Annotated in this window: 11 protein-coding genes and 1 tRNA gene; 7 read left to right on the forward strand and 5 right to left on the reverse strand. The window is 62.2% G+C overall.

All coding sequences use genetic code 11. The features are described 5' to 3' along the window. Window positions 1-7: 7 nt before the first annotated feature. Entirely contained in the window at window positions 8-1,519 is a 1,512-nt protein-coding gene (locus tag VPH41_RS06080; protein WP_328569293.1) for an ATPase domain-containing protein, read from the reverse strand. A 422-nt stretch (window positions 1,520-1,941) separates the two neighbouring features. Between VPH41_RS06080 and VPH41_RS06085 the strand changes: the two genes are divergently transcribed. From VPH41_RS06085 to VPH41_RS06115, 7 genes are all read left to right on the forward strand, one after another. Continuing rightward, window positions 1,942-3,156 carry an efflux RND transporter periplasmic adaptor subunit gene (locus VPH41_RS06085; RefSeq protein ID WP_442906220.1) on the forward strand — a complete coding sequence of 405 codons (1,215 nt, stop codon included), beginning with the start codon at window positions 1,942-1,944 and terminating at the stop codon, window positions 3,154-3,156. Window positions 3,157-3,171: 15 nt separating this feature from the next. After that, window positions 3,172-6,336 carry an efflux RND transporter permease subunit gene (locus VPH41_RS06090; protein ID WP_328569295.1) on the forward strand — a complete coding sequence of 1,055 codons (3,165 nt, stop codon included), beginning with the start codon at window positions 3,172-3,174 and terminating at the stop codon, window positions 6,334-6,336. Window position 6,337: 1 nt separating this feature from the next. Continuing rightward, window positions 6,338-7,786, forward strand: coding sequence for an AdeC/AdeK/OprM family multidrug efflux complex outer membrane factor (gene adeC / locus VPH41_RS06095; protein WP_328569296.1), 1,449 nt, complete (start codon window positions 6,338-6,340; stop codon window positions 7,784-7,786). Between the two features lie 63 nt (window positions 7,787-7,849). Further along, on the forward strand, window positions 7,850-8,464 hold the full coding sequence (locus VPH41_RS06100) for a TetR/AcrR family transcriptional regulator (RefSeq protein WP_152281152.1): 615 nt from the start codon (window positions 7,850-7,852) through the stop codon (window positions 8,462-8,464). A 102-nt stretch (window positions 8,465-8,566) separates the two neighbouring features. Beyond that, window positions 8,567-8,643 (forward strand) — tRNA-Pro (locus tag VPH41_RS06105). A 241-nt stretch (window positions 8,644-8,884) separates the two neighbouring features. Then, complete coding sequence (locus VPH41_RS06110; RefSeq protein WP_328569297.1) at window positions 8,885-10,897, forward strand: S9 family peptidase; 2,013 nt, start codon at window positions 8,885-8,887, stop codon at window positions 10,895-10,897. A gap of 130 nt (window positions 10,898-11,027) precedes the next feature. After that, window positions 11,028-11,318, forward strand: a complete 291-nt coding sequence (locus VPH41_RS06115) for a DUF6916 family protein (RefSeq protein WP_289904118.1) — start codon at window positions 11,028-11,030, stop codon at window positions 11,316-11,318. 78 nt (window positions 11,319-11,396) lie between these two features. Here the strand turns inward: VPH41_RS06115 and VPH41_RS06120 are convergent, their stop codons facing one another. From VPH41_RS06120 to VPH41_RS06135, 4 genes are all read right to left on the reverse strand, one after another. Then, complete coding sequence (locus VPH41_RS06120; RefSeq protein WP_328569298.1) at window positions 11,397-11,930, reverse strand: phage tail protein; 534 nt, start codon at window positions 11,928-11,930, stop codon at window positions 11,397-11,399. 36 nt (window positions 11,931-11,966) lie between these two features. After that, complete coding sequence (locus VPH41_RS06125; RefSeq protein ID WP_328569299.1) at window positions 11,967-12,500, reverse strand: phage tail protein; 534 nt, start codon at window positions 12,498-12,500, stop codon at window positions 11,967-11,969. A gap of 107 nt (window positions 12,501-12,607) precedes the next feature. After that, entirely contained in the window at window positions 12,608-13,141 is a 534-nt protein-coding gene (locus VPH41_RS06130; RefSeq protein ID WP_328569300.1) for a phage tail protein, read from the reverse strand. A gap of 154 nt (window positions 13,142-13,295) precedes the next feature. After that, a complete protein-coding gene (locus tag VPH41_RS06135; protein WP_328569301.1) occupies window positions 13,296-13,553 on the reverse strand; it encodes a hypothetical protein in 258 nt (85 codons plus the stop codon). Window positions 13,554-13,688 lie beyond the last annotated feature (135 nt).

Below are 13,688 nucleotides of genomic sequence, written 5' to 3' on the forward strand. Positions count from 1 at the left end.
GCGGTTCCTAGGGGAAGGGCGTGCCGCCGATGGTCGGCAAGCCCGACAGGATGCCATGAAAGCCGGCCAGGGCCGGGCCGATGCGGATGCCCTGCGGGCTGATCTCGAAGCGGCGGATGCTGCGTTCGTGCGCGCTGCCGCGTTTCTTGAAGACGGAAATGGCTTGCCGCACCTCGCCCTCCGTTTCGTAGTAGCGCAGCATGATGACGCCGTCGGCCAGGTAGCTGGCGTCGGCCGAGGTCGTCATCGCCGTGCCCAGCATGTTTTGCTGCACGCCGACGAGCAGGGTGGCCACGCCGCGCTGGCCCAGGTAATTGAGCAGTTCGTGCAGGTAGGTGCTCTGGAAGCGCTCGTCGGGCACGGCATGCATGTAGCCGTTCAAGCTATCGATGACGATCACCCGGGCGCCCCGCTCCGCCGCGTCGACGATGGCCTGGGCGAATTCGCCCGGGGTCAGCTCGGCCGGATCGACCTGCTGCACGCTCAGCAGGCCCGCGTCGAGCGCTGCCTGCAGGTGCATGCCCACGTTGCCGGCCCGGTTCAGCAGCTTGCTGCGCGCTTCCTCGAACAGGAACATGGCGCACGGTTCGCCCCGCTCGGTGGCCGCGTGCACGAATTGCGCCGCCAGGGTGGACTTGCCGCTGCCGGCGGGGCCGGAAACGAGGGTGCTCATGCCTTCTTCCAGGCCGCCGCCTATCATGAGGTCGAGTTCGGCGATGCCGCTCGACAGGCGCCGGTGGTCGCCGTCGCGGCGCGTGTCGGCGGCCACCAGGCGGGGATAGACGACCAGGCCGTCATGGGAAATCTTGTAATCGTGCGTGCCGCTGCGGAACGGCACGCCCCGGTATTTCACCACGCGCACGCGGCGCCGGTCGTTGCCATACGCCTGATTTTGCCGTTCCAGCGAGATCACGCAATGGGCCACGCTACGCACTTGCAAGCCATCGTCCAGCGCGGAACGGTCATCGATCAGGACGGTGGTGCAGTGCCGGCTGGCCAGGTATTGCTTTAAAGCCACTACCTGGCGCCGGTAGCGCAGCGGGTTTTCCGCCAGCAGCTGCAGTTCGGACAGCGAGTCGAGCACGAGGCGGGCCGGGCGGTGTTTTTCGATGGCGGCCAGGATGCGCTGGTTGGTCGAGGCCAGTTCGATTTCCGACGGGTGGAAGATTGTGTACTGGCGCCCGGGGTCGAGCATGTCGTCGCTGGGCGCCACTTCCTCGATGGCGATGCCGGCCAGGTCCCAGCCGTGCGACAGGGCGGCGCCGCGCAGTTCGATTGCCGATTCGGCCAGGGCGATATACAGTGCGGGCACCCCGCTGCGCGCCCCTTCGGCCAGGAATTGCAGCGCCAGGGTGGTCTTGCCCGTGCCCGGTTCGCCTTCGACCAGGTACAGGCGGTCGGCCAGCAAGCCGCCCATGAGTATTGTGTCGAGGCCGGCAACGCCCGTCGACAGCAGCGGCGGCGCACCCGGGCCGCCCGCGCCATCGTCCTGCGTGCTGTGTTGCGCCTGTGCCGTCATCGCTGCGCTCCCGCTGTGCCACACCGTGAACGCCATATTAGCGCGTCTGGCGGGGGATGTCTTTTCGATACCATTGGTAAATAATTACTGCGCCTCCCTTGCCGTGACGGACAGTGTTGCGTCCGTGTCGGCTAGTTCAGCAAAGAAATCTTGACCCTGCTAAAGTAATCACTCAATCCACCTTTTCCGCTTTGCCGTTTTTGCATCGCCCGCCTCGTTGCTGCTCCACTTTGCTGGCGTGCCGCCGCTGTCGCTGTCCTCAAATCATTGCTTCATTGATAATTTAATTCGCTTGATGGTTACTATGTTTCAATTGTAACGATGCTTGACGATTTTAGAATGATCGTTCATTCTTTGATCTGCGTTAATAAATTTAGTCATTTCTAACGACACTAGCCAGCTTCTTTTTCAGAAAGTCCAAGATGCAACCAACCTTTTCCTTGACGTCGCCGCGTACGAGCGGCGCTATTGCCGTTCTGTGCGCCACTGTAATCATGGCCGGCTGCAGTAAAAAACAGGAAGCACCTCACGCGCAGCAAGCGCCACAGGTGGTCGTGTTTACTGTTAATCCGGCCGCGTTGCCGATGAGCGCCGAATTGCCCGGCCGCACGAATGCCTACCAGGTCGCCGATGTGCGTCCGCAAGTGGGCGGCTTGATCCAGAAGCGCCTGTTCGTCGAAGGCAGCGATGTGAAAGCCGGCACGGCCCTGTACCAGATCGATCCGGCCACTTACCAGGCTGCCTACAATTCGGCCAAGGCTGCGTTGTCGAAAGCCAAGGCCAACCTGCTGACGGCCGGCCCGAAAGCCACGCGCTACAAGGAACTGGTTGCCATCGAAGGCGTGAGCCGTCAGGAATATGACGATGCCGTGGCCGCGTTCGAGCAAGCGAAGGCAGACGTCGAGTCCGCCACCGCGGCGCTGGAAACGGCGAACATCAATCTGAAATACAGCACCGTGACGGCACCGATCAGCGGCCGCACCAGCCGCTCGACCGTGACGGCCGGCGCGCTGGTCACGGCGGGCCAGGCCGATGCGCTGACCACCGTGCAGCAGCTCGATCCCATCTATGTCGACGTCACCCAGTCGAGCACGGACCTGCTGCGCCTGAAGCGCCAGATGGCCGACGGCTCGCTGAAAAAAGTGGGCGAAGGCCAGGCCAAGGTCGATCTGATCTTGCCGGATGGTAGCAAGTACAGCGAGTCGGGCAAGCTGCAGTTCGCTGGCGTGACGGTCGATCCGACCACCGGCAACGTGATCCTGCGCGCGCTGTTCCCGAACCCGAAAGGCGAATTGCTGCCAGGTATGTACGTACGTGCGCAGCTGGAAACGGGCGTGGATGAAAAAGCCATTACCGTACCGCAAGTGGGCGTGACGCGTAACCAGAAGGGCCAGGCTACCGCCATGATCCTGAACAAGGAAAACAAGGTCGAGCAGCGCGTACTGACCACCAGCGGCACGGTCGGCACCAACTGGCTGGTGACGTCCGGTCTGGCTGCAGGCGACCGCGTGATCGTGGAAGGCTTGCAAAAAATCAAGCCAGGCGCCCCGGCCGTTGCCGTGCCGGCCAAGGCCGAAGCTGCTCCTGCGCCCGCCGCTGCCGCTTCTGCCGCCGCATCGGCTGCCAGCGCCCACTAATTCAGGAGAATATTAATGGCCCGTTTTTTCATTGACCGCCCGATTTTTGCCTGGGTGGTCGCGATCGTCATCATGCTTGCCGGCGTGATTTCGATCCTCAGCCTGCCGATCGCGCAGTACCCGAGCATTGCTCCGCCGTCGATTTCAATCAGCGGCTCCTATCCTGGCGCCTCCGCCAAGACCGTGGAAGACGCCGTGACCCAGGTCATCGAACAAAAGATGAAGGGTATCGACGGCTTGCGCTACATGGCTTCGTCGAGCGATGCGACTGGCGGCATCAGCATCACCCTGACGTTCACCAGCGGCACCAATCCTGACATCGCTCAGGTGCAAGTGCAGAACAAGCTGCAGCTGGCCACGCCACTGCTGCCGACGGCTGTCACGCAACAGGGTCTCGTCGTGTCGAAAGCCACGAAGAACTTCCTGATGGTGTTCGGCTTCATTTCCGAAAACGGCAAGATGGACCAGACCGACTTGAGCGACTATGTGGCCGCCAACGTCGTCGATCCGCTCAGCCGCGTAGCGGGCGTGGGCGACGTGACCCTGTTTGGTTCGCAGTACGCGATGCGTATCTGGCTCGACCCGGCCAAGCTGCAAAGCTTCAACCTGACCCCGGCGGACGTGATCACGGCCGTGCAGGCGCAGAATGCGGAAGTGTCGGCCGGTGAACTGGGCGGCACGCCGTCCGTCAAGGGCCAGCAGCTGAACGCCACCGTGTCGGCGCAAAGCCGCTTGCAAACGGCCGAGCAGTTCGGCGCGATCTTGCTGAAAACCACGACCAACGGCGCCATGGTGTACCTGAAGGACGTGGCCAGCATGGAACTGGGCCGCGAGAACTACAATACCGTGGCCCGCTACAACGGCCATGCGGCCACCGGCGTGGCGATCAAGCTGGCGACGGGCGCCAATGCGCTCGATACGGCCAACGCGGCGAAAGCCATGCTGGGCAACCTGAGCAAGCAATTCCCTGAAGGCATGAGCTACCAGGTGGCGTTCGACACCACCCCGTTCGTGAAACTGTCGATCGAGGAAGTGGTCAAGACCCTGGTCGAAGCGGTCATCCTGGTGTTCCTGGTGATGTACCTGTTCCTGCAGAACTTCCGCGCCACCCTGATCCCGACCATGGCCGTGCCCGTCGTGCTGCTCGGTACCTTCGGCATCCTGAATGCGTTCGGCTACTCGATCAACACCTTGACCATGTTCGCCATGGTGCTGGCCATCGGCCTCCTGGTCGATGATGCGATCGTGGTGGTGGAGAACGTCGAGCGCGTGATGAGCGAAGAGGGCTTGTCGCCGCTGGAAGCGACGCGCAAGTCCATGACGCAGATCACGGGCGCGCTGGTCGGTATCGCCATGGTGCTGTCGGCCGTGTTCGTGCCGATGGCCTTCTTCGGCGGTTCGACGGGCGTGATTTACCGCCAGTTTTCGATCACGATCGTGTCGTCGATGGTGCTGTCCGTCGTCGTCGCGCTGGTATTTACGCCAGCGCTGTGCGCCACCTTGCTGAAACCGGTCGAAAAAGGCCATCACGCGACGAACAAGGGCTTCTTCGGCTGGTTCAACCGCAGCTTCGACAGCAGCAGCAACAAGTACCAGGGCCTGGTCGGCGCCATGATCACGCACCGCGCCCGCTCGATGCTGCTGTATGTGCTGCTGCTGGCCGGCCTCGTGTTCATCTTCATGCGCTTGCCGACGTCCTTCCTGCCGGAAGAAGACCAGGGCATCCTGTTTACGCAGATTCAATTGCCGACGGGCGCCACGCAAGAGCGCACCCTGAAAGTGATCGAGCAGGTCGAAGACCACTTCATGAACAGCGAGAAAGACAACGTCGCTTCCGTGTTTGCCGTCGCCGGTTTCAGCTTCGGCGGTAACGGCCAGAACACGGGTATCGCCTTCGTGCGCCTGAAAGACTGGGCACTGCGCAAGGACGTGGCGCAAAAAGCGCCGGCCGTAGCCGGCCGCGCCATGGGCAAGCTGTTGCAGATCAAGGACGCGATGGTGTTTACGTTCGCCCCGCCTGCCGTGCTGGAACTGGGTAATGCCACCGGTTTCGACATGCAGTTGCAGGATATCGGCGGCGTCGGCCATGACGCCCTGATGGCGGCGCGTAACCAGTTGCTGGGCATGGCCTCGCAAAATCCCACCATGGTGGGCGTGCGCCCGAACGGCCAGGAAGATACGCCGCAGTACAAGATCGACATCGACCAGCAGAAGGCAACGGCGCTGGGCTTGCAGATTGCGGAAATCAACCGCGTGCTGAGCGTGGGCTGGGGTAGTTCCTATGTAAACGACTTCCTCGACCGTGGCCGCGTGAAGAAAGTGTTCATGCAAGGCAATGCCGAATCGCGCATGCAGCCGGAAGACTTGAACAAGTGGTTCGTGCGCAACAGCGCTGGCCAGATGGTGCCGTTCTCGGCCTTTGCCACGGGCAAGTGGATTTACGCTTCGCCACGCCTGGAACGCTACAACGGCTTGCCGTCGGTAGAGATCCTGGGTACGCCGGCACCGGGTCAGAGCACGGGCGCCGCCATGAACGCGATGGAAGCGATGGTGGCGCAGCTGCCGCCTGGCATCGGCTTCAGCTGGACCGGCGTGTCGCTGGAAGAGCGCGAATCCGGTTCGCAGACGCCGCAGCTGTACGCGCTGTCCTTGCTGATCGTGTTCCTGTGTCTGGCTGCGCTGTATGAAAGCTGGTCGATTCCATTCTCCGTGCTGCTGGTCGTGCCGCTGGGCGTCATCGGCGCCGTGCTGGGCACGTGGATGTTCGGCCTGTCGAACGACGTGTACTTCCAGGTGGGCTTGCTCACGGTGGTGGGCCTGTCGGCGAAGAATGCGATTCTGATCGTCGAGTTCGCCAAGGAAATGCAGGAATCGGGCATGTCGCTGCTGGACGCGACCTTGCATGCGGTGCGTCTGCGCCTGCGTCCGATTCTGATGACCTCGATTGCCTTCGGCCTGGGCGTGTTGCCACTGGCTATCTCCAGCGGCGCCGGTTCCGGCAGCCAGAACGCCATCGGTATCGGCGTGCTGGGCGGCATGTTGACGGCCACGTTCCTCGGTATCTTCTTCGTGCCGGTGTTCTTCGTGCTGGTGCGCGGCTTCTTCTCGAAGCCGGACGCGCCAACCACGCCGGCGACGCCAGGCGCGCCAGCCGTCACGCTTTCCAAGGATGTACATTAATATGAAAAAATCGCTACTTTCCATGGCGGCACTGGCCTTGCTGGCCGGTTGCAGCCTGGCCCCCACGTACGAGCGTCCGGCAGCGCCGGCGCCCACGGCGTGGCCGACGGGTCCTGCCTACAAGGCCGACACGGCCGCCGCCGACGCCAAGCCGGTGGCGGACATCGCCTGGCGCGAGTTCTTTGCCGATGCGCGCCTGCGCCAGGTACTGGAACTGGCGCTGGCCAACAACCGCGACCTGCGCGTCTCGATCCTCAACATCGAGAAGGCGCGCGCCACCTACGGCATCGAACGCGCCGCCCTGATCCCGACCCTGTCGGCGTCGGGCGGCCAGACGGCCACGCGCGTGCCGAAGAACGCCAGCGCCACCGGCGAAGCGTCCATCAATCGCCAGTACACGGCGAACCTGGGCGTGTCGGCTTACGAGCTGGACTTCTTCGGCCGCGTGCGCAGCCTGTCCGACAGCGCGCTCGAGCAATACCTGGGCACGGAAGAAGCACGCCGTGCGCAGCAGATCAGCCTGGTGGCCGAAGTGGCCAGCACCTATCTGAACCTGGTGGCCGACCAGCAGCGCCTGCGCGTGGCGCAGGACACCCTGAAGAGCCAGCAGTCGTCGTATGACCTGGCCGTGCGCCGCTTCAGTGCCGGCGCCACGTCGGGCCTGGACAAGTACGATGCGCAGACCAGCGTCGAGTCGGCCCGTTCCGACGTGGCCGTCTACACGAGCCAGGTTGCGCTGGATCAAAACGCGCTGGTCCTGCTGGTGGGCGGCCCCGTGCCGGCCGACTTGCTGCCGCAAGGCGAGTTCGGCACGGTGACGGCTTTGGCGGACATTCCGTCCGGCTTGCCGTCGGACGTGCTGCAACGCCGTCCCGACGTGCTGGCGGCCGAGCGCACCCTGCGCGCGGCCAATGCCAACATCGGCGCGGCACGCGCGGCCTTCTTCCCGCGCATTTCGCTGACGGCGACGGCCGGTTCGCTGAGCGACAACCTGTCGGGCCTGTTCAAGGCGGGCAGCGGCACGTGGAGTTTCATTCCGCAGATCAGCTTGCCGATCTTCGATGGGGGCGTGAACCGCGCCAACCTCGATATCGCCAAGGTGCAGCGTGAAATCTCCGTGGCGCAATACGAAAAGGCGATCCAGGTCGCCTTCCGCGAAGTGTCCGATGCGCTGGCCCAGCGCGGCACCATCGACGAGCGCCTGCAATCGCAGGTCTCGCTGGTGGAGGCGTCGACGAAGAGCTACACTATCCACGACGCGCGCTACAAGCAGGGCGCCGAGTCCTACCTGAACGCCCTGGTGGCCCAGCGCGCGCTGTACACGGCGCAGCAAAGCCTGATCACGGCGCGTTTGGCCAAGTCGACCAACCTGGTGACCCTGTACAAGGTGCTGGGCGGCGGTTGGCAGCCTGAGCAGACAGCCGTCGCGGCGGCTGGCGGCGTCCAATAATCACGGGGACGCCGACGCCGGCCTTGCCCGCAAGGGCAGGGCCGGCGCGCTACTGGAAAAGTCATGAACCAAGTTGAAAAGAAGCATCCGGATCCCGAGCGCGCCAACACGCGGCGCAAGCAGGTGCTCGATGCGGCGGAGAGCTGTTTCAGCCGCCGCGGCTTCCACGGCGCCAGCATGGCCGAGATCTCGAAAGCGGCCGGCATGAGCGCGGGCCACATCTATAATTATTTCGACAGCAAGGATGCGATCATCGCCGCCTTCGTCATGCAGAATACGGAGCGGGTGTCGAACCTGATGCAGGATCTGGCGCAGCGCGAAGATCCGCTGCAGGCCGTGATCGACAATGCGGGCGAGCATGTGCTCGAAGCGCTGGACCCGAAAACGTGGATGATGCCGCTGGAAATTTTTGCCGAAGCGTCGCGCAATCCGGCAATCGCCGAAATGCTGCAATGCTCGGACCAGCGTTCGCGTCAGTTATTTCTCTCCATCATCCGCGACGCGCGCATCAAGCGGGGCTTGCCGGCCGACGAGGAAATGCTGCAAGGGCGCCTGAATGCCCTGGTCGCCATGTACCAGGGATTGCCGGTGCGTTTCATTCATAACCCGGACGTCAAGGTCGAGCCCCTGATCGCCGGTTTTCGCATCATCCTGACGGCCTTGTTGCTGAACGAATAGGGCGCTTGCCACGGGCATGCAAAAAAGTTTGCGCAGTTCGATATGAATCATGCGCAAAGCATGGCAAAAACCTAAAAGCGTCTGCTATAATTCCCACCTCGTCGGGGCGTAGCGCAGCCTGGTAGCGTACATGCATGGGGTGCATGGGGTCGGAAGTTCGAATCTTCTCGCCCCGACCATTAGATTCAAGGACTTAGGCCACTCTTCGGAGTGGCCTTTTTCTTTGGGCTCCCTGTGCGGCACGGCGTCGCCATGACGGCATGCATCATGCGCAGTGCATTTCATCCTCCGTTTCCCCCTCCTGTCCCCCGATTTCCGTTCCCTGTCGCGTAGTCAACCTGGCAATACGGCTTTGGTCTATGATTTGCTGGCACATGCACGTGTGATGTTTTTCCTTCATCCATCAACCATGAGGTGTCCATGATTCGCTATGTCCTGCCTGTCCTGTTGTTCGCCAGCGTACTGCCGGCGCATGCGCAAGCTCCTGTCAATGACGCGCCGCTGATCGAGCGGGCGAAGATCTTTGGCAATCCCAGCAAGTCCGGCGGGCGCATCAGCCCGGATGGCAAGTGGCTGTCGTGGATCGCGCCGCGCGACGGCGTGCTCAATGTGTGGGTGGCGCCGGCCGGCAATCCGGCGCAGGCGCGTCCGCTGACGGAAGAAAAGCTACGTCCCATCCGCAGCAGCTTCTGGTCGCCCGATTCGAAAACCCTGCTGTTTATCCAGGATAAGGGCGGCGATGAAAACTTCCTGCTGTATGGCGTCAATGTCGTGAGCGGCAAGCAGGTCAGTTACACGCCGTTCGAGAAGACCCGCGTGCGGATCGTCCAGATCAGCAGCAAGGTGAAGGACCGCATTCTGGTGGGCATCAACAACCGCGATGCGCGCTGGCACGATGTGTACAGCCTGGACCTGGCCAGCGGCAAGCTGACCCTGGTGCAGCAGAACGATGGCTATGGCGGCTATGTGGCCGACGAGCTGCTCAACGTGCGCATCGCCAGCAAGGCGCGTGCCGATGGCGGCATGACGTATTTCCGCGTGGCCGACGGCAAGGTCGAGAGCACGCCGCTGGCGGAAGTGGGCCTGGAAGATGCGCAGACCACGGCGCCGCTGGCCTTCACGGCCGATGGCAAGACCTTGTACTGGACCGATTCGCGCGGCCGCAATACCTCGGCGCTGCTGGCGCAGGACGTGGCCAGCGGCAAGACCATGCTGGTGGCGCAAGACCCGCGCGCCGACATTTCCGACGCCCTGTACGACACGCGCACGGGCAAGGTGCAGGCGTATTCCGTCGACTATCTGCAGCACGAATACCTGCCGCTGACGAACGACCTGAAGGCCGACCTGGCCTTCCTGAAGAAGCATGCCAAGGGCCAGTTCAACGTGACGTCGCGCACGGAGGCCGATGACAAATGGCTGGTGGGCGTCGATGCCGTCACGGCGCCCGCATCGAGCTGGCTGTACGACCGCAAGAGCAGGAAGCTCACGCAGCTGTACGTGACGCGGCCGGAGCTGGAAGGCGCGCCATTGCTGCCCATGTATCCGCAGCAGATCAAGGCGCGCGACGGCCTGACCCTGGTCTCCTATCTCACCTTGCCGCAGGCCTCGAAGGCGGGCGCCGGCGGCGTGCCGTCGCAGGCGGTGCCGATGGTCCTGCTGGTGCATGGCGGCCCGTGGGCGCGCGATACCTATGGCTATAACAGCTACCATCAATGGCTGGCCAACCGCGGCTATGCGGTGCTGTCCGTGAATTACCGGGGCTCGACGGGCTTCGGCAAGCAGTTCATTTCGGCCGGCGACCTGCAGTGGGGGCGCAAGATGCACGACGACCTGCTCGACGCCGTGCAATGGGCGGTGAAGAGCGGCGTGACCACGGCCGACAAGGTGGCCATCATGGGCGGCTCCTACGGCGGCTACGCCACCCTGGCCGGCATGGCGTTCACGCCCACCACGTTTGCCTGCGGCGTCGACATCGTCGGTCCGTCGAACCTGTTCACCTTGCTGCAAACCATTCCGCCGTACTGGGAAGCGGGCAAGCAGCAGTTCTACAAGCGCATGGGCGACCCGACCACGGAAGAGGGCAAGGCGCTGCTGAAGGAGCGTTCGCCGCTGAATTTTGCGCAGAACATCCAGCGCCCGCTGCTGATCGGCCAGGGCGCGAACGACCCGCGCGTCAACGTGGCTGAATCGGACCAGATCGTGGCGGCCATGGCAGCGAAGAATATCCCCGTCACCTACGTGCTGTTCCCCGACGAAGGCCATGGCTTTGCCCGGCCCGTGAACAATATCGCCTTCAATGCGGTGACTGAAAACTTCCTGGGCCAGTGCCTGGCGGGCCGCGCCGAGCCGATCGGCGCCACCCTGAAGGCTTCCACCGCGCAGGTCAAGCACGGTGCCGGGTTTGCGCCGGGGCTGGAAGAGGCGATGCGGTAACAGGCAATGCCGGCGGGTGCTGCCTGCGCGCCGCACCCGTCGGCAAATTCCGCATTAAAAGAGTTTCAATGAAACAATGATTCATTTAGAATAAGTCACTGTCCTGCCAATATCTGAACGGAAACGCACCATGGATATACTGACCCTCGAGCATTTTGCGCCGCGCCTGAATGAAACGTTTATTTCGGTCAGCGACGGCAACGCGCCGTTCATCCTGGTGGAGGCGCGTCCGTTGCCAGCGTCGACCTTGCAGGGAATGTTGCGCCCGCCGTTCAGCCTGCTTTTCCGCAATTCTTCCGCCATCGTCTTCAACCAGAAAATTTTCCAGCTGCAGCATGACGCTTTCGGCGAAGTGGGGATTTTTCTCGTGCCGGTGGCACGCGACAATCACGGCTTCCTGTACCAGGCCGTGTTCAACTAAGCTCTTGCCCCGCGTGTCCTGATGCGGCTGGAAACAAGGCAGGCTGTGCGCTTGCCTTGTTTCCCCATCCTGCTTGCCTCAATCAAACCGTGGGAACTCTCCCTGCAATGCGATGCAGTAGTTCAGCGCCAGCAAGGGCTGGCGGTTTTCGTGTGCCTGGTTGCCACCGGTCAAGCCGACGACGTTGGGTGCCAGCCTGGTGTCGGGGGTGATGCTGAGCGTCATGGCCGTCGTCTTGCCCGGTGCCAGCAGCAGTGCGTCTGTGACAGGGATATTACTTTGCAGAGTAGCCGTCGGCTGGCGGTTGACCGTCATGACATGCCGGTGCGCTGGCATTTCCTGCGCCGTCAGCGTCACGCCTGCGGAGCCAACGAACTCGCCGATGTCATATTGCGACAGGCCGGGTCCCGTACCCTGGCTGAACGCGGCGCGGCCGACCAGGTTGGGGAGCTGGAAGGTGGTGCTGCCATTGCCGCCATAGGTGGTGCCGATCAGCGCATACAGGGCGCTGTTCTGGTTCACTGACAGGGTGGCGCCGTTGCACAGCGCCCAGCCTGCTGGTGGATAGTTGAAACCGAAGATCTGAATCTCGCCAAGAAATGGTGATGCCACGATTTTTCTCCTGTGAAGTCGGGTGGACTGTCGTCGTTACTGCTGCGAAGGGAAGACGCCCTGCCATGCGATGCAAAATGACACGGCCAGCGTCGGCATGCGGTTTTCATGGGGGAGGTTGGCGCCAGCGAGGCCGCAGGCGACGCCCGACAGCACCGTCGGCGTGCTCCCTGTGGCACTGGTCGCGTACATATTGTCACTGTTGGTGGCGGCGCCCAGCGCCAGCGTCGGCCCCGGCGTTGCGGCATTGGCGGTGGCGTTGGTGGCAAAAAAGATGTGCGTGTGCTGGGGAATCTGATCTATTGTCAAGGTGACCTGCTCGTTGCCACCGGTACCGCCGATGACGCGCGGCGTCAAACCTGCTCCCTGCCCCTGGTGCAAGGGCAACTGGCCGCGCAAGTCCGGCACGGCAAAGGTGTTGACGCCGTCGCCACCATAGGTGGTGCCGATCAACATGAACAGCACTTGATATTCAGAAATGGGTTTGAGGCTGCCGTCACAGGCAAACCACCCGGTGGGTATGCGTGGAAAGGCAAACTGGCGAATTTCACCTACGTAACAATCAGACATGGCTTACTCCGTAAAAAGGCGGGACACGGTTTGTAGCACCTGGGGGAAACCGGCTGCGCTTCGCGGCCACAAGGCACTGCCGCGCGCGACGGTGTTGTCAGGCGAGGTCAGTTGCGCGAGGGGTAGACACCACTCAAGGCAATGTTGAAGTTGATGACGCGGAAGGGTTGCAAATTATTATGCGGGGCGTTGCCGCCTGTCGTAGCCAGCGTCTGTTGCGCCAGCGCAACCTGCGGTCCCGTCGCGGCGACATAAATGGACTCCGCCCCGCTGCCGGCATACAGCGCACCAGCCGGATTCTTGATCGTTCCCGCAGTCGTCAGCGCGCTGGCCGCATGGTTGTGCGCAGGCAGCTGGCTCACTAGCAAAGTGACAGCTTCTGAACCGGCCGGGGTGCCCTGGGTGAGCGGGGATGGTTGCCAGCTGCCGTCGGCAGAGACTCCTGAACCGAAAGGCGTGCGTCCCCGTAAATCGGGCAAGCCGAAGGTTGATTGTCCATTGCCGCCGAACTGGGTGCCCAGCAGGGCAAACAGGGCCGCATTCTGTTGAACGGGCAGTAGCTGCCCGTTACAGGCGGCAAATCCTCTTGGTGCGAAAGCAAAACCGGCCATCATGATTTGGCCTACAAAGACGTCAGACATGGTATTTCTCTCCCCATAACTGTTGTGAAATGGAACATAAGGGTAATACATTTAGCAACGGCAATTGTTTTACATTAAAATATCTTTTTTTGGCAACACTTTTTAGTTGCTTTATTTGCTACTCGTAGTAGCATACGTTGATGTAAAGCAAGCGTCAATAGCGTGAGGCATCCTTTCCGGGGCCGTTGACAGTAGCTGGAATCGACATGAATGGTGGCCACAATGCCTTGTGCCAGAGCCATACCTTCCTCACCCAAGAAATGTATCGAAGGAAAATAATGTTTCTAAATCTCAGCGAATCTGGTTGCCAGTCGGCCACAGTCAGTGGCATGGAGATTTTGGCTGCAGGGAAGCGCGGCGCCATGCGTGCCGCGCTCTTGCCGCCCTGGCTGATGCGCATGGCGGTGGCCATGCTGTTTATCCTGATGGCCTTGTATTCGCAGCATGCGCGTGCGGCCACTGCATGCACGAATCCGGTCAACGTCACCATTTCAGCAGGGGGGACCGTTCTGGATGACTATAATCCCAATGGTTGCACGTTTGGTCT

The sequence above is a fragment of the Janthinobacterium sp. P210006 genome (assembly GCF_036231885.1).
GTDB classification, from domain to species: Bacteria; Pseudomonadota; Gammaproteobacteria; order Burkholderiales; family Burkholderiaceae_D; genus Janthinobacterium; species Janthinobacterium violaceinigrum.

What these genes read in the sequence shown, in the direction of transcription:
- VPH41_RS06080 (WP_328569293.1), bottom strand. Translation starts at nt 1,519, where the DNA reads ATGACGGCACAGGCGCAACACAGCACGCAGGACGATGGCGCGGGCGGC.
- VPH41_RS06085 (WP_442906220.1), top strand. Translation starts at nt 1,942, where the DNA reads ATGCAACCAACCTTTTCCTTGACGTCGCCGCGTACGAGCGGCGCTATT.
- VPH41_RS06090 (WP_328569295.1), top strand. Translation starts at nt 3,172, where the DNA reads ATGGCCCGTTTTTTCATTGACCGCCCGATTTTTGCCTGGGTGGTCGCG.
- adeC (WP_328569296.1), top strand. Translation starts at nt 6,338, where the DNA reads ATGAAAAAATCGCTACTTTCCATGGCGGCACTGGCCTTGCTGGCCGGT.
- VPH41_RS06100 (WP_152281152.1), top strand. Translation starts at nt 7,850, where the DNA reads ATGAACCAAGTTGAAAAGAAGCATCCGGATCCCGAGCGCGCCAACACG.
- VPH41_RS06110 (WP_328569297.1), top strand. Translation starts at nt 8,885, where the DNA reads ATGATTCGCTATGTCCTGCCTGTCCTGTTGTTCGCCAGCGTACTGCCG.
- VPH41_RS06115 (WP_289904118.1), top strand. Translation starts at nt 11,028, where the DNA reads ATGGATATACTGACCCTCGAGCATTTTGCGCCGCGCCTGAATGAAACG.
- VPH41_RS06125 (WP_328569299.1), bottom strand. Translation starts at nt 12,500, where the DNA reads ATGTCTGATTGTTACGTAGGTGAAATTCGCCAGTTTGCCTTTCCACGC.
- VPH41_RS06130 (WP_328569300.1), bottom strand. Translation starts at nt 13,141, where the DNA reads ATGTCTGACGTCTTTGTAGGCCAAATCATGATGGCCGGTTTTGCTTTC.
- VPH41_RS06135 (WP_328569301.1), bottom strand. Translation starts at nt 13,553, where the DNA reads ATGGCCACCGCCATGCGCATCAGCCAGGGCGGCAAGAGCGCGGCACGC.